The organism is Microscilla marina ATCC 23134 (genome assembly GCF_000169175.1).
Taxonomy (GTDB): Bacteria; Bacteroidota; Bacteroidia; order Cytophagales; family Microscillaceae; genus Microscilla; species Microscilla marina.
This window is the reverse complement of the sequence record NZ_AAWS01000026.1, coordinates 1-20,623: the sequence shown is the minus strand read 5'-3', so window position 1 is coordinate 20,623 and position 20,623 is coordinate 1. Positions and strand designations below refer to the sequence as shown.

Below are 20,623 nucleotides of genomic sequence, written 5' to 3'. Positions count from 1 at the left end.
AAAAGGTTATCTGTTACTTGATAAGTAGCAGATAGCCTTTTTTAGTAGGAGTGCAGGCTGATAAAATATAATTTACAACTCTTAAAATACAAACAGGTTTGGCAAATTCTAACTTTATAGATTACGTAAAAGTACAATGTCGTTCGGGACATGGTGGAGCAGGTTCGTCGCATTTTCGCCGCGAAAAACACGTGCCACTTGGAGGACCCGACGGAGGCGATGGCGGAAGAGGCGGACACATTATTTTACGGGGCAATGCTCAGTTATGGACTTTGCTGCACCTGAAATACCAAAAACACATCACCGCCGGGCAAGGCAACCCTGGCGAGGGTGCCGGACGCTCTGGAGCCCAGGGCAAAGATATTATATTAGAAGTACCCATTGGCACTGTGGCAAAAAACGCTGAAACTGGTGAGGTAAAACTTGAAGTGACCGAAGATGGGCAAGAGGTGATTTTAACCCCAGGTGGAAGAGGCGGTTTAGGCAATCGCAACTTTAAATCATCGACCAACCAAAGTCCACATTATGCCCAACCTGGCGAAACAGGCGTAGAAGAATGGGTAGTATTGGAGCTTAAAATATTGGCTGACGTAGGTTTGGTGGGTTTCCCCAATGCTGGCAAGTCTACCTTGTTGTCGGTAGTATCTGCTGCCAAGCCCGAAATAGCCAATTATGCCTTTACAACCTTGGTGCCCAACCTGGGCGTGGTGGCTTACCGCGATTATAAATCGTTTGTGATGGCTGATATTCCAGGAATTATAGAAGGTGCTGCCGAAGGTAAAGGACTGGGGTTAAGGTTTTTGCGCCATATTGAGCGTAATTCTATCTTGTTGTTTTTAGTATCCGCCGAAAACATCAACATTAAAGAAGAATACGAAACTTTACTGGACGAATTGCGCAAGTATAACCCCGAACTATTGGACAAGAAAAGGATTTTGGCGGTGTCTAAAGCTGATATGCTCGACGAAGAACTTGAGCAAGAGGTGCAGAAAATTTTAGACAACGAAATTCCAGAAGATATACCCACGCTTATTTTTTCTTCGGTTACTCAAAAAGGGCTTGATCCACTCAAAGATACCATTATGCGTATGCTTACTCAAAAAGACGAAGAAGTGTATTAGCAACCACGCTCGGCAAATGGTAGGATAACTTAGCCTGATTTACAATTCTACCATTTTACAATTCATAATGTTTCCTTCCTTCTTGGGCAGTAAGCGTTCAAATTTTGCATCTATTTACACACCTCTGCGTATAGGTAAATCTATACACCAAAGAAACTATTGAAAAAACTAATCAAGAGATGAGTAAAGACAATAAAAAAAACAAAAACAAACTCCACGCAGTACTTGCCGTAGAAGCAACCAATAAGGCCCAGTCTGAAAAAATTCTGAATGAGCAAACTGCCAACTTCACTAAAAACGATACCCGATTTGACGGACTCACCAGGGTATTGATTCCATTGGAAGGTGAAGGCGAACGAATGACTACTGATAATAAAATTATCAATTATACAATTATTGAGAATGTGGCTTATGCGTCGGATATTGTATGCAAATACCTCAATACTACGCTTACCAAAGAAGAAACCAACTCGTCAGGGGCGGCACGTGCCGAATTGATGATAGAAGGCAAAAGTTATGGCGATGTAAGTGCTACTTCGTTGCTTGCCCTGGAAAACTACCTTGCCAAGGTACGCCGTTTTTATGAGGCCATTCCTACGCTTGACCCTACTAAAGACTGGAAAGATGATGAGGGTAAAAGTAGAGGGTATAAAAAAACTGACCCTGAGCACAAGTACAAAACCGAAAAACGCACCAAACATATTGTAATACATCCCCCTACAGAGCATTTTCCTGCCGAGATTCGCGAATCAAGCACCGATGCTCAGGTGGGTAAGTACGAAACTGTATATACCAGTACCAAAATATCTACCCGTGACAAGGCAGAACTGTTGAAGCGCATAGATACAGTACTGGAAGCCGTGAAAACCACCCGTTCCAAAGCCAATGAAGCAGAGGCGGTGCAAAGCGAGCTTGCCACAAAATTATTCGAGTTTATAAACAAAGATATTATAAACCCGTAAGAAGGTCTTATGAAGCCTAGTATCAGTCTTAGTTTTAGTTTAATAAGGCACTGAACACAAAGACGTAGGTTGACGCAACCAAACACCCAACCCGTTTGGTGCTCTCGACGCGAAATCACCGTTTGGTAGCCGATTAGTTACAGTGTACAGCTTCATAGTTTTAGTTTAAAAAATATTTATAGAACTTCTCGCAGATAGAACACCGTTGGACAAAGGTTCGAATCCTTTCCCCGAGTCTATGTTTTCAGATCACCGAAAATAGTTCAGCAATCATTCGGGGTAGCTCAGAGGTAGAGCAGCGGTTATAAGTTATAAAATCCGTGGTGAAAGTTCAATGAATATTATTTTCGGTATTGAGTGGTTCGAATCCCTCCTCGCCCACAATGCTTATCACTGATAAAGCAGGTATTACCTGGGCGAGTGGCGAAATTGGTAAACGCACCTGACTTAAAATTAGGCACCTTATAAGGCGGACAGATGGGTATGAGCTGTCCGCCTTTTTTTATTCGATTGTTTTTCAATGACTTACAAACCCTAACAATCACATACTCACCTTGTTACTCACCTATCCAACTTTAATGGGATATATTCATCGTTGTTATGTGAAGAATGCGGGAGTGTTGGTATCTCAATGATACCTACCTCACCAGTTTTTGCACCCCTTCTATATCTTTCATTTTTAGCCTCACCAAATACACCCCTTGTGGCAATTTTTGTACAGGCAGCTCTCTATGAAGCAAAGTCTGGGTCTTTTTACCTTCCAGCACCATACACACTCGCCCCTGCAAGTCGGTAATGGTAATGGTGTACTTACCGTATATATTGTTCTCTACTTCCAGCACCGACTGGCTCACGGCGGGGTTAGGTGACAATCTCATGTTGCCAGAGAGCTTGTTTTTGCTCAGTCCGGTAGCAGTCATTGCCACAGTAATCAGGTTAGAGGTAACCGAACAATCGTTGTTGGTAACCACCACAAAGTAAGAACCGTCTTGAGTAGGTTGGTAAGTGCTCGCTATAGCATCTTTTAATGGCTGATAATCGTGGTACCATTGATAACTTTGTGCTCCTTGTATACTTGTGGTCATGGACTGGGTAAGGCTGTCAGTGGTACGTATGTTTACGTCGAAACTAGAGGATACAATGACCACCACTGGCACACTCGATTGCTTACGACAATCCCCTGCAATCACCTGGCAATCATATTCCCCGGTGCGATCGGCATTATACACAGGTAAGTTGGCATTAGGAATATTTACTCCATTCCTTTTCCATTGATACACCGCATCGGTTACATTGGTGTTTACTTTCAACAAAGAGGTTTTGCCTGAGCAAATGTTTATTCCTCCTGAGTTATTGGTTACCAATACAATCAGGTTACACTCAGTCTTAGACGAATCAACGTTGGAATAAGCCGACTCTCCTCCATCGTTGCTGGCGCGCACCCGATAGTGGTAAGTGCTATCTTCCTTTAACCCAAGGCTGCTAAAACTGGTAGTCCCTCCAATTACCTGCCCTATTTCTGTCCAGTTGGTAGCACTACTCAACTTACGTTCTATCTTAAAAACCCTTTCATTGCTTGAGTTATCGCTCCAGGTGATGTCTATTTCGTTATGCGACACTGCTTCGGCAATCAGGTTGGTAGGAGCATTGGGTACAGCAATAGACAAGTCGGGCAGGGTAACCGCAGAGACTTCGACCGAATAAGGGGAGTTACCATTGTCGTTAAAAGCCCCTACCCTAAAAGTATACTTTTGATTGGGAATCAAATTAGTAATTTCAACCGAACGCGTATTGGCATCTACCTCCCTCACTGGAAAAAACGTCAAATCTTCTTCGTTGTTGGTACGCAACCCTTTACGTCCATTAGTAGTACGTCCTTCGGGGGGCTTAATGCCTAAAATATTGGCCAGCTCTACACTGTACCCGGTAGCTTCACGCGAAGTAGATGGGGCAGCACTTACCTCCCAGGAAACGGTAATGGTTTTGAAGTCTTTTACGGTCAATTGTACATTTGTTGGAATAACAGGTACATCGGCCGTTTTTTCTGTAGCAATGTTTGTATGCGTTTCAGACAAGCCGTCTCCATTGAATGCCTGTACATGATAAAAATACGACTTATTATTGGTCAAGCCCACATCCTGGTAAGTAGTTACATTGGCGGGCACCGTATCAATGACAGTAAAAGTACCCAACTGATTGGTAGTACGTGATATAATAAAGCCAGCTTCATTGTTCGACTCATCGTCCCACTCTAAAAACAGTTCGGTACCTGATACTGGGGTAACGGATAAGTTGGTAGGTGAGGCAGGAGCATTGGATAAGGTAGTAGCAAATATTGTAGTAGTAAATGGTGAAAAACCATCTGTCGATGCAGCTCTTACTTTGTAATAGTAGGTAGTATTTGACTCAAGACCAGCTTTGTCTATATAACTTTCCACATCTGCCCCAGTAGTATTCACTATTGAAAAAGAACCGGGTACCCCTGTTTCTGAACGGGAAATCACGTATCCACTTTCATTGGTCGCATTGTCTTCCCATTCTATTTGTATTTCGGTTTGAGAAAGCGCCACTGCGTTCAAACTACTGGGCGATACCGGCACTTGCCCTGGTATAAACACCGCTAAAGTATCAGAAAATCCTGAATTAGTTTGTCCTGGTGGAGCGACTGCCAACACTTTGTATATATACAGCTCTTTTTCTTTTACCCCTATGTCTGTATGAAAATCAACATTGGCCTGGGCATCAAATATTTTTACAAAAGGACCAGGTACAGGAGGCGTATTTGAGCCAACCGCTTTAGCCCGGTATATTTCAAAACCTTGCTCAGTGGTGCTGTTGTCTTGCCAAAATATATCTACCACTCCGTCTATTGCCTCTACAGAAATTAAAGCAGGAGCGGGCAAACTGCTTGCCTGTGCCGTAATATTAATCAAGTAAGTACCTTCATTAGAATCATTGTTTAAAATGGTCAAGGTAGCAGTATGTACCCCTGTGGTAGTGGGGCTAAAGGTAACCGTGAAATCATCATCATCGGTTTGTGGTATGGAGCCTAAAACAGGTTGAATAATTGAGAATGCTGATTGATTAGCTCCTCCTAACATGACTCTTGGATTGCCACTTAAAATTAAATCTGGTCCCACTACATTCAAGATAGTAAATGTAGTGGTTGAAGGGCTCCCTATACTTGCAATGCCTATATCCACGGTATTGCCTGAAGCAATACTGTTTGTCCCTAGCCTTATGTCTATTTCAGGGGTTTGAGCAAAAGTATGCACACTAAACAAACACAGGAAAAAACACCCAAAGCTCCACTTTGCCACTCTCCTAAATACCTGAGTTATTGTCCACAAAGCAGTTTTTATACTAAATAATTTGAAAGGAGAGGTAGTGTATATATCCATAGTTTATTTTTATTGGTATAGCCATGTCAGCTATATAGTGCTACTTTGGTGGTAAATTAAGTTATACAACGCCCTTTGTGTATAACAAGTAATATTTATTCAAAATCGCTGTAAATTTAATACTATTCCAACTTAAAAAGTAAATCATATTTAGGCATTTTTACAGCAAAATGAGCCAGATACCCTAAAATACATAAAAAAGTCCACTATTATTTCATGACTCACAAGATAATTGTTGCTTCAAGAGGCTACTTGTTTTACTACTTTCTTGGCATATAAGGTCTAACGATGACGTCAAAATGACCCCAAGTTGACGGTTATTTTGGCTTAAAAAGTAAATCGCATACAGGCTATTTGCCGTATTTTAAGTTATATTTGTGTAGAATGCATGGTATATAAAAAAGAACTTAAAGGCATGGCTCAACTTTTACCCCGAATTTTTATTGGCGCATTTCTCTTGTTAATTTCAGGCATGGAACTTACCCAGGCTCAAATCTTTTACTCTCGTCCCCTGAAGGTTAAATTCTTAAGTGCCAAGCTTGATACCTCCACCAATAGTATAAAGATCAAATATGACTTAAAAGGTCCCAAGAATCGTTACTACAACCTTCAATTGCTCTACTCTAACAACAAAGGAAACTCTTTCAAAGGTCCTTTGCGTTCGCTTTCCGGCGATTTTGGCGATAGCGTTCAGGTAGGAAAAAGTAAAGTAGTAAGTTGGTCGTTTCTTAAAGATAACCCTTATTTTAATGGTAAGAATATTATGTTTCGGATAGAGGCAGAAGAAATACCTAAAATAGCCAAGGGTGGTCCCAAAAATGCCTTATGGTCTTTGTTATTACCTGGTTTGGGCGATCTGAAAGTACGCAATGGTTATCATTACGAGTGGATTACTGCCACTACTTTTGCATTGCTGGGAGCAGGCACACTGTTTTATATCAAAGCCAACAACGAACTCAACGACTACAACAACCGCGTTCCTAATACTTTGTCCGACCACCAACAACTCTTCAATAAAGCACGCACGTCTAGCCGTCTGGCTTATGGTTTTTTTATAGCAGGGGGGGCAGTCTGGATCGCCGACATAGTAGGGGTATATTTAAGGGGGTTGAAAAATAAACGAATGTTTGCCCCTAAAAAAGAAGAGGATAAAAAGAAAACGGCTTTCTTAATGCCTTTAATCGTTCCTAATGTAAATCAGTATACAGGCAGCAGTCAAATATCATTGATCTGGCGATTCTAACCAGTGTACAATACAATCAAAAAAAGACATTTATATGAACTATAGATTTACTCTCTCACTATTGTTTGGAGGACTGTTACTGGGTTTAATTGGCTGTTTACAAATTCAAGAGATTCCATTCATTGAACTCCAATCCCGTTTTTCGTTTGTACAAAGTACGGTACAAGTGGGCGATACGGTTAAATTTGCGCAAAACTCAACTACGGTGGCAAGTCAGTTTTTTTGGGACTTTGGTGACAACAAAACCAGTACTGATGCATCGCCTTTGCATACTTATGACAGTATAGGCAACTTTACCGTAAAACTGATTACGACCAAACCTGATGGCATTACCAAAGACAGTAGCACGCAAACGATTAAAGTATTACCTGCCACTGAAACTCCTAAGGAATTAGCCACATTTGGGCTTGCCTCTGATGACGAGGTAGGCTTTAACTTTACTCCCGCTATAGACAATAGTGGCACAATACTGATGGCAAAAAAGAATGTGAATGTGCTACAGTTGCGCAAAATTGACAATTCGGGTAACGAACTTTGGGTACGCGACTTTAACAACCTTGCCGATGGACAAGTATACGGGCAACGCATAAGTCCTACCAATGATAGCGGTTTTGTGGTAGTAGGTTATATAGAAGACAGCCCCACCGAAAATGACGCTTTTGTGCTGAAAGTGAATAAAGATGGGGAACTACAGTGGCAAAAAGTAGTAGCTACCGAACTCAATGAAAGTTTTAACGATGTGGTTGACCTCAATGGAAACCTGGTAGTAGTAGGCTCATCGCAAGTAGTAGGCGGGCAATCTTCTATTCAGTTTGAGGTATATGACACCCAAAATGGCATATTGCTCGACAAACAAGAAATAAGCAGTGCCAACTGGACGGTATCGTCTCTGGAGCTTACTCAAGATGGGGGCTTTGTGGTAGTGGGCTTCGAAGATGACGCCCCATTGATTGTAAAGTTTGACCCTAGTCTTAAAATACAATGGAATACCACCTTGAGCATTACAGGCAAAGCCAAGGCGGTGACCCAATCTGATAACCGGGATTTTATTTTTGTGGGTGAAACCACCGATGGAGACACTACCCATGCTTTTGTGGCAAGGGTAAACCAAGCAGGTACACTTACCTGGCTCAAAACAATGGAGTTGAGCAAAGAGTCTTTTTCTGATGTGGAAGAAGATAGCAACAAAGACATTATTGTATTGGGTACCCACGAAAACATTCTTACCAGTAAAGACATGATCATTGCTAAATACAATGCACAAGGAGACTTAAAACAGGTAAAACTCATTGGAGGAAAAGAAGAGGACGAGGGCAACAAACTGGCAATAAACCCTGGCAACAATCACCAATTGGTTTTGATTGGCTCTACTGAAAGCTTTGGGACAAAAAACAACCGGAAAGATATTTTTATTGTATTCCTTGACTCATCGCTGCAATAAGGAATGGTGTAAAAATAAAGTTCTATATTGGCAGGAGAGGCAGGGCAATATCCAGTGGATGTTGAACCAGCCCTGCGGGACGGCGTCATAGCAGCGCTACGGCAAGTTTTTTTAACGAATTCTGTCAGCGAAAGATGACGTTAAAAATGTAAATTTATTTTGGTACTATTCCTAAGTACACTGTAAATTAAGTAAGTTGTCATTTAGTTCGAGTTTATTTTGTTTGCTGGCGATCTTTACAAATAGAGCATAGCCAAAGCTACGCGATTTTTGTAAAGAGAAGTCAGAGGGCAAAAGAAGTCGAAAAAAGCATAAGATATTTATTTTACAGTGTACTAAGCCTCAATACTTTAAAAACACTTTATTAAACTACATAGAGCCATACTTCGTTCATTTAATAAGACATTTAAACTCTGGCTTTTGATCACCTAAATATATTAGGCAAAATGAAAACAACTAAACATTTCATTTTCTGGTCGCTGGCAATTGTAGGATTGTTTGCAACAACCCTACCTGTCAATGCTCAGGAAAGAGGCAAGAAAAAGAAAAAAGTAAAGAAAACGCTTACCAATAGTCGTACTTATAATTTTGACCTGAAATACTTACGCAAGGGTAAAAGCGACGAAGGTGATGACCTGGATTTTGATGTAGGGGGTACTGGAAAAAACTTTATGCTGGTGCTTGCCGTGGATAGATACAAGTATTGGAAGTCGCTCAAAAACCCAATCAAAGACGCCAATGATGTAAAAACGGTGTTGATGAAAAGGTATGGTTTTGCTCAGGAAAACGTATATGAGCTGTACAATGAAGATGTAAACCTCGAAAAAGTACGCAAGACCTTCACTAAACTAAAAGAAAAAGGAACCGGAATGGACAACCTGTTTATTTACTACTCAGGACATGGCTATTATGACGCTTCGTTTGATGAAGGATACTGGGTACCTTCAGAGGGTAAGATCAACCAAACATCTACTTATATACCCAATACTAAGCTTAAGCAATACATCAAAGCATTGAACCATCGCCATGTATTTTTAGTGGCTGACGCCTGTTTTTCAGGAGCTTTGTTTTCGGAAGCACACCGGGGATATATAGAAAAAGTAGAACAGGTAAAATCTCGTTGGGGGCTTACTTCGGGCAACCTGGAGTATGTATCGGACGGCAAGGAGGGTAAAAATAGCCCATTTGCTTCTTACCTGATCAAGTTTTTGAAAGATAACTTAAAAGACAAATTTGCTGTATCAGAACTTATTCAATATGTCACTGTAGCAGTGGCCGACAATACCGAACAGAACCCTATAGGCAACCCGCTCAAAGGGGTAGGCAACGAAGGGGGGCAGTTTGTTTTTAGGCTTAAATAACAATCGGCAAGTCCTTAGATGCCGATGTGTACCGGTGCCAGGCTCTGTACACCACATTGATTTTTAGCAAAAAAAAATCATGTCACAGGTGCCGAGTTTTACACTTTACGCTGTAAACAGCCAAGAAAAGTAGCAGACGATCGTAAAAAATTCAATAATAAAAAAAGCAGGCTTTTGATAAAGTCTGCTTTTTTTATGGTTCTATCATTTACTGAACTTAAAACAATGTGCATTATGCATGTGATTTTAAGTTTATTCTTCTCTCAAATCTTCGTCGTTCGGGTCTTCGTCGTGTGCTACTTCTTGTGCATACTCATGGTTTAGCAATTGTTCGTATTCTGCACGATTAATTATGAGGTTTTTGACAATATCAATTTCGTCTGTGCTTTCTTTGCCGTCATCGTCTACTTCTACTGTCACTGCTTGTACTGTCAAAAACAAGGTGCTATTTTCAAAGTCAGGACAACTCAATAGCTTTACCATTGTATATTGAATATAGCGATCTTCTATCAACGGTAAATCTAAAATGGCCTGAAAATGCCCTTGCTCTATGCGAGACTTAAAGGCATGGGTATCCATGATAGGTGCCAAAGGTCCTACAGCTTTTTCCTGGTCTGCCCATTTGTTACACACCTCGCAAAAAGGAGTATCATTGGCCGATGATTTGACCATGTACAAGGGTACGCCAATAATTATGGCCGCTTCGATGCCCCAAACAGCATACAAGGCTCCTCCGGTAGGCGTAGAGTCAAAAATGCTCCAGGCACCCTCTGCTGCAATAAATTGCACCAGTTTAAACAGTACATCTGGCGAAATGAACAACCCAGTTTTGGCTCCTTGGGCTTTGAACCACACTGCCCAACAAGCATATACACCAAATAAACCCAACACCAGTGCTGAGGTCATAGTAAAGGTGGCGTTACGCGCTTTACCAAATTGCCCACATAAATTTACCGTAACACCTATACCCAACCCAAAAATAGCGGTAAGTATAAAGCTGATATAAATAAATGGAATGTAAGCAATAGCGTAGGCATAGATAAACGCCATAACCCAAGTAACGGCTGCTCCCAAGGTAAGCATGAGCACAGGTGCTAATGGAGGCACAGTGCCTGAGTTTTTGTAATAAGATGCAGTTTGCATAATATTTAGTTTAGGTTTTTGAAAAGTTTGATTTTAACAAATATAACAAAAGCAAGATGCGTTGATTGCACTTTTAGAAGTAAATCTGGTACCAAGTCAAAAAACTTTTGAGACAAACGGACAGTTGTATAAATTTACGCCACAAAACCCTGTTATAAATATGAAATTTGGTAAAGTAGAATCCGCAGATAGTATCAATTTTGACCTCCCTCCTATTGCCGCTGGCACCCGGCAACTATTGCAAAAACGGGAACAAACTGACACCCCCCAAATATACATAGGTTGCCCTATATGGGGTAATAAAAACTGGGTGGGCACCTTGTACCCTAGAAAAACACCTACGGGAGAATACCTGAAGCACTATGCCCAACAGTTTAATACTATAGAGCTCAACAGTACCCACTACTCTTTGCCAAACAACGACACTATAAACAAATGGAAAACACAAGCCAGCCCTGGGTTTAAGTTTTGCCCAAAGGTACCCCAGGATATTAGCCACAAGTTGATGCCTGCGGGCAAAGCAAGCGATTTTACTCAAGTATTTGCTCAAACAATGGAAGGATTGAGCGATTATTTGGGTACTACTTTTATGCAGTTATCTCCTTACTTCAGCCCTCAGGATGTCGCACACCTGCAACGTTACCTGGCAAACTTCCCCCAACACATACCGCTGGCGGTGGAGTTTCGGCATGCTGACTGGTTTAAAGCAGGTCATTTTGAAAATGCCGCACAATTGCTTGAACAGCATCATGTAGCCACCGTAATCACCGATGTAGCGGGCAGGCGCGATGTGCTGCACCAACGCCTTACTACGCCCACGTTGGTACTTCGGTTTGTGGGCAACAACCTGCACCCTACCGACTATACCCGAATAGATGCCTGGGTAGCACGTATTCAGGAACTCATCAGTCTTGGTTTGCAATCTGCCTACCTTTTTATTCACCAACCCGACGAAAACGAGGCCACCCCAGAGTTGATACTTTACCTTATCCGGGCACTGAACAAAACCTGTGGGCTTGACCTGAAAGCTCCCCAAATATACCGTCCTCCAGTACAAGGTACACTGTTTTAGCACACAACTTTCAGAAAATACTGAAACTTTGAATAGTTGCAAGACGTTATATAAACTATGAAAACACAGACAACACAACCCCCTACTCAAGTTCCTCAAACTACCCAACCTATTGTACTATTTGATGGAGTGTGCAATTTGTGTGATGATGCAGTACAAACCATTATTAAGAGAGATAAACAAGAAAAATTTCTATTTGCTTCGCTACAATCTGAGGTAGGACAGGCATTATTGCGGAAGTTTAACCGCCCGGTAGACGACCTTGATTCTTTTGTGATGATAGAGAGCGATACGCATTATATAAAATCTACGGCAGCGCTTAGGGTAGCGCGTGAGTTTGGTGGAGCCTGGCGTTTGTTGTACGGGTTTATTATTGTACCTCGTTTTATCCGAGATGCGGTGTATGACTTCATTGCTAAAAACAGGTATCGTTGGTATGGCAAAAAAGATGAATGTATGATGCCTACCCCTGAGCTCAAAGCAAGGTTTTTGGGCTAATGTTTCGGGAACTAAACCCCTTTACACATTAGCTTCGCAAGGCTCGCCACAGCATAGCTGCCCCGATGAATTAAGATTTAGAAATAGGCTCGGTTTTTCGGTCTGCCTGAATCAAGTTCAGCTCACAGCTCCGAGCTTGTTCTCGGAGGACTGTAAACTTTTGCTTGCTGACTTTACTTCAAAAAACTTACGTAGCTACGGCTATGCGCACTTTTTGAAGTGCGCCAGAAAACAAAACCGAGCTTTTCGCGAGCTCAACGAAGTTAATTCATCACAATTAATAGTAGACTTATTTAGAGACTAAGGCACTAGATACCAAAGGTCAGGAGGTGCAACAATCAGCCGATTTTATTGTGCAGGAAATTGTGCGCAAGATCAATGGGGCAATGATGGTGCAGGAGGGGTAAAAGAAAGTGAAAAGCCCATAACTACTGTAAATCTATACAAAGCAACCTGTAAGTCAATATTTAAGGTAAGCATACTTTTACGATGAAAGATGGCTTACCTTTTCAACTATTCTATAATAGCTTACTATATTACTCTATATTTTTCAGGTACATGAGCTCCCTTACTGCAAATTTTTCATCAACAAAAGGGGCTCGAATGAGTTTGTTTAAAGCTTGGAGTCTGCAGCCATTATTATTTTTCTGAACAATCCCATATAGTTTTAGGTACTCCCAAAAGTTAGTGTCATCTAAAGTATGTAATTTCTGACTCCATAATTCAATATAAGGCTTTTTAGTTACTTTTGGAGCAGGCATTTCTGAACTATCCATCATTTTGTCGTTATTTTTTTTCATTAAAGGATTTTAAAACTTACGGAAATTTTGTGCCTGTACTCTAAAATAGTTAAGTTCTTTTTTTGCAAACTCTTCACTTACAAAGCTGGCATTCAATAGATGCTTACTGGCTTTTTCACGGTTATTTTGATAGTTTTTTGGTATCAGTCCATACATCCCTGCATAGTGCCAAAAAACGTTATTATCTAATGAACAAACTATCTTTTTCCACTGATGAGTATACTCACCTTTTGTATTTGACTTGTTTCTGATATTGTAGTGGTGCATTATATACTTGAATAAAATATGATAAACTGATTGATGAGTAAAAAAACAAGAGGTAAAATACCTCCTGTTTTCAGAGTAAACCCTCATTCTTGGTCAGAGTAATATGTTAATAGTCTTCTACATGAAGCATTTGTTTTTTTCGTAGAAAAACCAAAAACATGGGTGTTTCACAAAATCAAATGCATTAATTCGGAATTCAAACATTTGTCTTTTGCTATCTGCCAGTTAGGGACCTTAACAACGCTATCTTTCATTAGTAAAGGATAGTACAACCAAGTCATACTATGTCGTTGATGACTTGATTAAATCTAAAGCGGAAGTTAGCTTACTTTTTTGACTGGAACAGATTGAAAACCCAGGTGCCTGAGTTCTTTTTTTGCAAAACTATTATTCATCCTGTTTGCTTTTAATAGCATGACGGTGGCTTTATAGCGATCATATTGAAAGTTTTCAGCAAGAATGCCATAAAACCGGGCGTATTGCCAAAAAGATTGATCGTTGAGAGTATCTAGGCAATGTACCAATTGTTGAATGTAATTATTAATGTTAGTGGACTTAGTGTTTGGTTGACGATTCATAATAGCTAATCTTAAGAAATAGATAAATAATACTTGGATAAAAAGCTGGAAACTAATTGATTTCTACTTTCAAAATACCCCGACTTGATATTACGGGAACAGGCCTGTGTTGCGATTCCAAATTACTCCCATGTTCATGTGTTTTCAATAATCAGTGTTTTCAATAAAGAGAAGTAATTTATTTAGTGCTTAATCACTGTATACTTTACACTAAGTAGTGTATTCAGAAGTAAAATATATAAGCGATTAACAGTCACAATTACGAAAGCTAAGATAATACAAGCTAATCACCGAAAGCAAGTTTTGACTATGGATTATAAGGGGACAGGAGAGGGGAATAAGTTAATAAATCAAATAACTAAACAATTGAATATCAGATATTTAACAAGTATTTGAATTGAATCTCAAAGGGATGTACTCTTGTTTGAATTGTCAATTTAATCAAGGGTTGGTGTGGCATAAATGCCAGGCAAGGAGTTATATAGATTGCTTTTTGAAAAATCCAGGTGGATGTATTCTCTGGTCCATATTAAGGTAAGAGAACAAAGTGCGCTCCTAATAATTTAAATGACACAATTCTATGAACAGTCCCAAATATAATCTTAGTACAATGCCTCCTTTTACTTCACATGAAAATATAAATCTTTGGAATACTGAGTAGCCTTAAAAAGTGTCTTACTTATGCACTGGGATTAATATTGAGGATTTATATATGAGATGCCTGTGTCTCAGAAAATGTAGATGCTAAAAAATTGCTGACAACTCTCAAAAAAGAAGAAACCTCATTGAATTTGGGTAGATGGAGAGGAACTTATCGGATGGGCAAAAAAACTGGAATTGGATTTAATAAGTTACATTGAAGACCAACCAGAAGAAAGGGGACATTTAACTGAGTAACACAAGCAAGAAGGCTTGCAAGAGATAATGAAAAAACCACACAAAGTGCTGTTCGCTTTGTGTGGTTTTAAAATAGTTTAATTTAGAGAGAAAGGCACCTGTAGATTACTTTTATAGTTTAACTCCTACCCATAAAATATCATCTCGTTGTTCTACACCCTCCATATATTTAAAAAGTTCATTCATCAGTTTGTTTTTTTGGCGTTTCATCGATAATTGATAATTCTTTTCCAACATTTCTAAAAGGCGGTTTGTACCAAATCTTTTAGAGTCACTATTACTTTGATCAGCCAATCCATCAGACCCCATATACAGTAGGCTACCCTCAGGAAACAATATTTGGTGATTTTCAAACTTCCGATTTTTTAAACGCATTCCTCCTATTGACTTACGGGTACCCGGAATATAGTGAATTTTGTTGTTTTGAGGTAGCATATAGCATAAGCTCTGCCTTGCTCCAGCGAAGTTTATTTGTACTTGCGATTGTTTAGGTTCAATTGCAAGTACAGTAACATCCAGCCCTATGTCTACATAGCGATTTTTATCATCCATCAGTTTTTGCTGAAATGCGTCTTGCATCTTGTTGAGGATAGTAACCGGGCAAATAGTCTGCTCAACATTGATGACCTGATCAAGTAATTTATGGGTAATCATTGTAGTAAAAGCACCAGATACTCCGTGTCCTGTACAATCACCTACTACCATAAGCTTTGTATTGTTTACTTCGGTTGCCCAATAGAAATCACCTGAAACCACATCTTTGGGTAAATACAATACAAAAAAGTCGCTAAAAATAGAAGAGAGGTACTCTTTGGATGGAAGAAAAGCTTTCTGAATTCGTCTGGCAGACCTGAAGCTTTGCCCTGTACGGTCTTTATACAACGACAATACTTGTTTTTGTTCTTCAAGCATATCTCTTTGTGTAGTAATTTCTTCTTTACTCATTTCGAGAATTTCATTTTTATACTTCAGCTCTTGCTGTTGATTAATCAATATATGGTTCAGCTGCTGTTTTACCTGACGGCTTTTGTTTATGTAAAAGGCAAAAAGTAGTGTAGTCAGTAGTCCTAATGAGACAAATAAAAGGGTACGAGACTGAAGGCGATTGGTCAGGTCTTTTTGTATCATTTTATTCTGAAACAGTGCTTTCTCTTGCGCCTGGACTCGTTGCATAGAGTCTTTTTCTTGGTTAAATGTATGCCTTGCCTGTAGCAGGGTTATTTTTCTGGTAACCTTTACATTATTTAAGCTGTCTGAAACCTCTTTAAAAATTTGATGACTGTTATAAGCCTTTTTGTAACTACCTAATGCTTCATAAGCTTTAGCTTGATTTTTAGCAGCTACTTTCACAAGTAATAATCTATGTTGTTTTTGAGCTGTTTTTAACCCTTCATTAAGTAACAACAATGCCTCTGGAAAATCCTTCAAATAGACACAGGCTACTCCCCAATAAATCTTAACCTGTAGCAAAGCTTCTGTATTAATATTATTCATCTTCTTTACTTTACTAAAATAAGCTATTGCTTGTGAAGGGTTTTTCTTTTTTACTTCCAAATACCCTAATTGAAGATAAGTATTGGCAATCTCCTGAGGTGCATTGATCGATTTTGCCAATGTGAGTGCTTTTTCAAAATACGCTTTGGCCAGAAAGTATTGATGGTTATCTTGATAAAGGTTGCCTATATTATTATAACAATAAATCAAGCTGCTTTTATCATTGAGTTGTTTCTTCAGCATCTCAGACTCCAGCAGAAACTTCAATGCCAAGGCATAGTTTTGCTGCTGTGCATGTACAATTCCAATGGCATCATAACATCTGGCAATTTCTTCTTTGTGGTTATTTTTCTGGTATGTTGAAAGGGCTTTTTGGTAATAATCAAGTGCCTTTGGATAATTGCCACTATACCAATAAGTAACCCCAAGCCCATAATAGGTTTTGGCTATATGAATATCATCGTTTAGCTGATTTTTCATAGCAATGATTTTCAAATAATATTTTCTGGCTTTGTTGTACTCATTCTTGTTTTTATATACTTGCCCTATATATAAATAACTTTTGGCAATCTGATATTTATTACCTGATTTGAGTCTTATTTCTAAAGATTTACGGTAATAATGAAGGGCTTCTTTATATTTTGCCTGATCACTATAGAGTCCTCCAATGTTCTGATATGCACTTGCTGCATGCATTTGTCTGTTCAACTGAAGGTCTATTTGCAGCGCTTGGCGGTAGTATTTAATTGCCTGGGTGTACTTGTTTTGCCGCCAATAGAGGCTTCCCAAACCAAAATAAACTCGTGAACACCCTTTTATATAATTTATCCGCTTATATAATGCCAACGCTTTATTATGTGCATAAAGGGCTTTGGCAAATTCACCCATTCTTTGATAAAGGTACCCCTTGTCATTATAAATTAAAGCAGTTTGGGCATGGTTACCCATTTTCTCCCATAGACTAATGGCACGGACATAGTGCTCAAGGGCTTCGGTAAATTTACCTTGATTTTCTTTAATAATTGCCAATATATCATAACTATCAGCAGCTTGCCCCGTACGTCCAATTCGTAAAGCCATTTGAGTAGCTTTATGAATATAAACGGCTGCGGAGTCATACTTTTCCCACCTGCGATATGTATTACCAATGTTATAATAACTATTGGCGACTTCTGGTAAAATCCCAATTCTCAGCTTTATTTCGAGAGATTTGCGATGGTACATAATTGATTGAGCGTAGCTTTGTTTATATTCATGCAACGCACCTAAACCGTTATAACCCTTGGCTTGTCCCAGCGAATATTGCACATTTTTAGAAATGCTTAGTACCCGATGATATAGTTTAGAGGCTTCATCATACTTACCACTTTCCATCAATCCACCTCCCATTGCATAATACGCTTCTGCTTTGCCTTCAGCAGTACCTATTTGCTCAGACAACTGAAGTGCTTGTTGGGCGTAATGTTGGTTTTTTGATAAATGGGTGCGACGGTATTGCCAGGCAATTGAATTGTATAGTTCTATTTTTTGCTTATCAGAAGCTGTGTTTTTTAGCCGTTGACTTAGCGAGTCAATGAGCCTTTTATTTTGGGCAGTTACCAATATAGGCAACATAATACATAGCATTATAAATGAAACTCTCATGGTTGATTGAAAGATTTAAATAATACAATAAACTGTTGAAAACTCTTGCGTCGAATATGTTTTATAAACCCCTGAATAAAGGGGAAAGAAAACAGGCACCAGACGCAAAAAATAGGTGAAGGATAATGAAATAATGTATACTTATAAAAATTTAGAAAGCTCTCAGTACATTGTTTTATATTTTGTAAGAAAAAATAGTTTATGCAACACTGATGACAAATAACAATATACCAAAGAAGTGAGCTATACAGAAAAAAAGGAGTCAAAAACTCCTTTTTTCTTCTTCTACACTTGCCTACATCTATCATAAGCAAGGAGGTTCATTATCCCAATCTATTTACTTGTTAAGCCTTTTTATCCATTGTTTGAGTAACTTAATACTTTCCTGGTGTACCATTTGTCTTCCTAATTCGGGCATTCTTATTCCAGGATCAGTAGCTTCAAGACGGGTCACGATTAAAGATTGATTAGGTTCTCCTGGTAGTATGTCATATTTAGCATACTGTGCGGCTCTGCCTGCGGCAATAGGAGATTTATATACCCCAAGCTTTGCCATATTTTGTTCGTGGATATATAAAAATAAGCCAGAGGTGTTGGCAGGCCCATCCGGACGGTGGCAATGCCCACAATTGATGTCTAACCAAATACGGGCACGGGCGTTGAGATCTCCTGTAGAAGGATCATTCCATACAGGAGCTTTGGGCACCTGACTTAATGCAGGTAGGCCTTGTAGCATCCCTGTTTTTTGCCAGTACAGCAGTTGATTTATTTTTTTGTGATTACTATATGTTAATTTACCATTCAACTGACGGGCACTGGGGCCAATTGGCATCATTTTTTTGCCCCGTACATGACACCCTTTGCACTGATTCATATTAGGAATCATATATCCTAGATGGCGATTTTTTCCTTTTTTATCTATCCAGCTTACTTGCTTGGTTTCGCCCGCAATTTCAAGTAAAGCATCAGTTTGTTCATCATTCCAAACATAAGGTAAAGCTTTCCAGCCGCTTGCTTCATGGATCAGTAAGCGAGTTTCCACCAGGCGTTTACCTTTTGCCGGAGAGCGTTCATCTATAGGGTAAAAGAAATTTTTGATAAGAATAGTCCCTACCGGAAAGTCAAAGACTTCTTTGGCATTATAGCTGGTTTTTTTGCCTTGGGGCAGTTTTATAAAGCGTACTTTTTGGGCGTAATCAGAAAAAAGAGGTGTATTAAGTGTATAAGGAACCACTCCATTGACTGGCTGCAAATCAGCTAGTTTACCCTTAAAGAAGCCATACGCTGAAAGCTTTATTTGATAACTTTCCGGAAGCTTTGTCGAGTAAGGAACCCAGGTATGCCCAAGGGTTACAGCAAACACAAAGACACTAAGGGCTAAGAGAGAAACTTTTTTTGTGATTTGATAGCGCATAAAATGGATAGTGAATAAGAGGGAAGGCACACTACCTTCCCTCAAGTAATTTATTTTTGATTAGCTAGTTTTTTCTGAAGTATTTCAATGGCTTGCGCCTGCTTTTTCAATTGCTTTTGTTGAGCAATGGTATGTAAGGTCAACACTTCTATGTTTTGGAGCAATGCCTTGGTCATCTCATTCAACTCAAACCCTTGACTTAATACTTGCTTGGCAGAAGGCACATTGGGCAAGTGCTTGTTTTTTTGAATGTATGATTCTATCTCACTCAAACTTTGCAATTGGTAGTCTTTTTCAAACACGTAATCTGGCCAGCTACCACTAGGCAGGGTAGTTACGTTTTCTGTAATGATGTGACCATCTACCGACAAACGGTAGGTATTGCCGACAGGACGTTTGCCAGTATAGCTGGTACTTCTGTTTCCACCAATTACACTTCCTATCTGAATAAATTTGGCTTCAAAAGTACCCCCTGATCTAAATAAAAACTCCCATTGATTGCCCGCATTTCCCTGAGGGTCGCGCCCTACATACAATCCATAATTATTATTAGAGCGGTGAAATCGCCACGAATCTTTGCTATCGAGCGACCCATCAAAAATCACATTTTGTCTGACAGTAGTAGTTTGCGCTTGCGCTTTGTCTTGCATTGTGATGAGCAAGAACATAAAAATTGACAATGCATATTTTATGATTTTCATTGTTTTATAAAAATTTAAGAATGAAAAATTATTAAGTGTAATATAACTGCGATAGTTACAGAAGCTAATTTGAGGTAAGTATGCATCTGATCCAAGGATTACAAGGGCATTTGTTGAGGACAATACTTGGGACAATGCATTAGATTAAAAGTGTAAAGCACTATTTATCAGCAGGTTAATATTGTTAGCTTTTTTTTACAGATTGAGTCAACTCTGTTTTTATCTCCTCTATTTTCTTGGCTTTGACACCTACTTTTCCAAAAAATAACTCTATGTGCTCCAATGCTTTATTTAGTCTATCTTTCCCAAAAGGTGTGGGTGGAAAGAGTCACCTTACCTCTCTTTTTAAAATGATTTTAAGCGCCTATAGTTGTTTTATTGCAAGTGAGTAATGTAATGAACAATTCTGCTTAAGAGCTTCTTTAGATAAAGAGCACCAGGAATTGATTAAAATGTTAACCTTAAAAAATACCCTATTCCCAAAAGATGACATAGACAAATACATAAATATCATCAAAAAGTAGTACTTTCACGTGGAAAGCTATACCCATAAGTAACTGAACATTAGTATTTTTAGCCTTTTTTA

General features: G+C 39.3%; 15 protein-coding genes and 1 tRNA gene. 8 read left to right on the top strand and 8 right to left on the bottom strand.

Translation table 11 applies throughout. The annotated features are described in order from the left end of the window. Positions 1–98 precede the first annotated feature (98 nt). The 3 genes from obgE to M23134_RS41285 all read left to right on the top strand — a co-directional run bounded on the left by obgE (position 99) and on the right by M23134_RS41285 (position 2,464). Positions 99–1,121 carry a GTPase ObgE gene (obgE, locus tag M23134_RS21920; RefSeq protein WP_004156129.1) on the top strand — a complete coding sequence of 341 codons (1,023 nt, stop codon included), beginning with the start codon at positions 99–101 and terminating at the stop codon, positions 1,119–1,121. A 179-nt stretch (positions 1,122–1,300) separates the two neighbouring features. Then, positions 1,301–2,083: a DUF7873 family protein gene (locus M23134_RS21915; RefSeq protein WP_004156128.1), complete on the top strand. Its 783-nt coding sequence runs from the start codon at positions 1,301–1,303 to the stop codon at positions 2,081–2,083. Positions 2,084–2,359: 276 nt separating this feature from the next. Then, a tRNA-OTHER gene (locus M23134_RS41285) sits at positions 2,360–2,464 on the top strand. A gap of 257 nt (positions 2,465–2,721) precedes the next feature. On the opposite strand, the gene M23134_RS21910 is transcribed toward M23134_RS41285, so the two are convergent. After that, positions 2,722–5,484, bottom strand: a complete 2,763-nt coding sequence (locus tag M23134_RS21910; RefSeq protein ID WP_004156127.1) for a fibronectin type III domain-containing protein — start codon at positions 5,482–5,484, stop codon at positions 2,722–2,724. A gap of 415 nt (positions 5,485–5,899) precedes the next feature. Between M23134_RS21910 and M23134_RS21905 the strand changes: the two genes are divergently transcribed. The 3 genes from M23134_RS21905 to M23134_RS21895 all read left to right on the top strand — a co-directional run bounded on the left by M23134_RS21905 (position 5,900) and on the right by M23134_RS21895 (position 9,529). Beyond that, positions 5,900–6,727, top strand: coding sequence for a hypothetical protein (locus M23134_RS21905; protein WP_045114091.1), 828 nt, complete (start codon positions 5,900–5,902; stop codon positions 6,725–6,727). A gap of 34 nt (positions 6,728–6,761) precedes the next feature. Continuing rightward, a complete protein-coding gene (locus M23134_RS21900) occupies positions 6,762–8,168 on the top strand; it encodes a PKD domain-containing protein (RefSeq protein ID WP_045114090.1) in 1,407 nt (468 codons plus the stop codon). A gap of 446 nt (positions 8,169–8,614) precedes the next feature. Then, entirely contained in the window at positions 8,615–9,529 is a 915-nt protein-coding gene (locus M23134_RS21895; RefSeq protein ID WP_004156122.1) for a caspase family protein, read from the top strand. Between the two features lie 252 nt (positions 9,530–9,781). Here the strand turns inward: M23134_RS21895 and M23134_RS21890 are convergent, their stop codons facing one another. Further along, positions 9,782–10,672: a hypothetical protein gene (locus M23134_RS21890; RefSeq protein ID WP_004156118.1), complete on the bottom strand. Its 891-nt coding sequence runs from the start codon at positions 10,670–10,672 to the stop codon at positions 9,782–9,784. A 160-nt stretch (positions 10,673–10,832) separates the two neighbouring features. Between M23134_RS21890 and M23134_RS21885 the strand changes: the two genes are divergently transcribed. Together M23134_RS21885 and M23134_RS21880 are read left to right on the top strand one after the other, a co-directional pair. Continuing rightward, positions 10,833–11,744 (top strand): DUF72 domain-containing protein, encoded by a 912-nt coding sequence (locus M23134_RS21885; protein ID WP_045114107.1) that lies wholly within the window; start codon positions 10,833–10,835, stop codon positions 11,742–11,744. A gap of 57 nt (positions 11,745–11,801) precedes the next feature. Continuing rightward, positions 11,802–12,242, top strand: coding sequence for a thiol-disulfide oxidoreductase DCC family protein (locus tag M23134_RS21880; protein WP_004156116.1), 441 nt, complete (start codon positions 11,802–11,804; stop codon positions 12,240–12,242). A gap of 536 nt (positions 12,243–12,778) precedes the next feature. Here M23134_RS21880 and M23134_RS21875 read toward each other — a convergent pair. The 6 genes from M23134_RS21875 to M23134_RS38660 all read right to left on the bottom strand — a co-directional run bounded on the left by M23134_RS21875 (position 12,779) and on the right by M23134_RS38660 (position 20,037). After that, positions 12,779–13,042, bottom strand: coding sequence for a hypothetical protein (locus tag M23134_RS21875; protein WP_004156113.1), 264 nt, complete (start codon positions 13,040–13,042; stop codon positions 12,779–12,781). A gap of 9 nt (positions 13,043–13,051) precedes the next feature. After that, a complete protein-coding gene (locus M23134_RS21870; protein ID WP_045114089.1) occupies positions 13,052–13,309 on the bottom strand; it encodes a hypothetical protein in 258 nt (85 codons plus the stop codon). Between the two features lie 320 nt (positions 13,310–13,629). Then, positions 13,630–13,887 carry a hypothetical protein gene (locus M23134_RS21865; RefSeq protein WP_045114088.1) on the bottom strand — a complete coding sequence of 86 codons (258 nt, stop codon included), beginning with the start codon at positions 13,885–13,887 and terminating at the stop codon, positions 13,630–13,632. A 1,008-nt stretch (positions 13,888–14,895) separates the two neighbouring features. Then, complete coding sequence (locus tag M23134_RS21860) at positions 14,896–17,922, bottom strand: tetratricopeptide repeat protein (protein WP_082226651.1); 3,027 nt, start codon at positions 17,920–17,922, stop codon at positions 14,896–14,898. Positions 17,923–18,259: 337 nt separating this feature from the next. Further along, on the bottom strand, positions 18,260–19,336 hold the full coding sequence (locus tag M23134_RS21855; protein WP_045114087.1) for an SO2930 family diheme c-type cytochrome: 1,077 nt from the start codon (positions 19,334–19,336) through the stop codon (positions 18,260–18,262). 50 nt (positions 19,337–19,386) lie between these two features. Further along, positions 19,387–20,037 carry a hypothetical protein gene (locus M23134_RS38660; protein ID WP_053337349.1) on the bottom strand — a complete coding sequence of 217 codons (651 nt, stop codon included), beginning with the start codon at positions 20,035–20,037 and terminating at the stop codon, positions 19,387–19,389. Between the last annotated feature and the right edge of the window lie 586 nt (positions 20,038–20,623).